The organism is Rhizorhapis sp. SPR117 (assembly GCF_021742065.1).
In genome coordinates, this window is sequence record NZ_JAKKIE010000201.1 from 1 (window position 1) to 943 (window position 943).

A 943-nucleotide genomic window follows, 5' to 3' on the forward strand; every position below is an offset into this window, starting at 1 on the left:
TCCCACAACGCTTCTTCCATCGCGGGGTCGGACAGCCCAAACCATTGCTGCATGAAATGGATCTTCAGCATCGACCGCAACGGGTATGGACGACGCCCCCCGCCAGCCACCGGATAATGCGGGACGATCAACTGTTCGAACCGATCCCACGGAACCACCGCCGTCATCTGATCCAAAAACATCGCCCGCCGCGTCTGCTTGCGGGGCCGTGACATGCCAATTTCTGAAAAACGACCCTGCTTCATGCGGCCCTCCATTTGCGAAGGGAATCACATCATCATTGTCGCAGCAAGGCCAACTTGTTCAGAGATACCCTATATATCCAAGTTGTGCAGCCTTGAAGACAGTTTGACTGCGATTGACCGACTCGAGCTTCACTGCCGCGTTTTCGAGATGGAACCGCACCGTCGCCGGGCTTCGTGCTATAATCATGCTGATTTCCTGGTCGGTCTTGCCGACCGCAGCCCAGCCCACACACTCTATCTCCCGCTTACTTAAGCGCGTATCGACCGGCACCAGTTTCGGGCGGCACATCACACGGACGTAGCCGGCGACGAAGGTACGAGTAAGAAGTCCTAGAATATCGCTGTACGCCTCGAACTCCTTCGCGAGATCGAGCTTCGAAGAGTCGACCGGACTATAACTGGCGGCGCCGATTTGACCAAATGGCAAATGGACGGGCACCACGATCGCGGCGCGCGTCAGACCACGGCGCTCGAAATGCTCAAGACTGATGTTGACGAGCTGCGGGTTGGGCAGACCGATACGGAATCCCGCCGCGTTGCACCAGAAAGGCTCACTTTCGTATCGGCAGGCGGTAGGCAGCGGCGACTCCAGAGCGAGATGCGGCGTCCGCCACCAGCGGTCACTCTCCGCATCGGTCCAGCCAAAAACGCTCGTTGCAAGGATGACGCCGTCACCGTCGACCATCGACTCCCGGGTG

The 943-nt window shown here is 58.5% G+C and carries 2 protein-coding genes; both read right to left on the reverse strand.

The window, feature by feature from the left end; translation table 11 throughout:
* A partial coding sequence (locus tag L3X40_RS21950) for a transposase (protein ID WP_237367449.1) occupies window positions 1–245 on the reverse strand: 245 nt, incomplete at its 3' end.
* Between the two features lie 58 nt (window positions 246–303).
* The coding region (locus tag L3X40_RS21955; protein ID WP_237367450.1) for a helix-turn-helix transcriptional regulator at window positions 304–943 on the reverse strand (640 nt) is incomplete at its 5' end.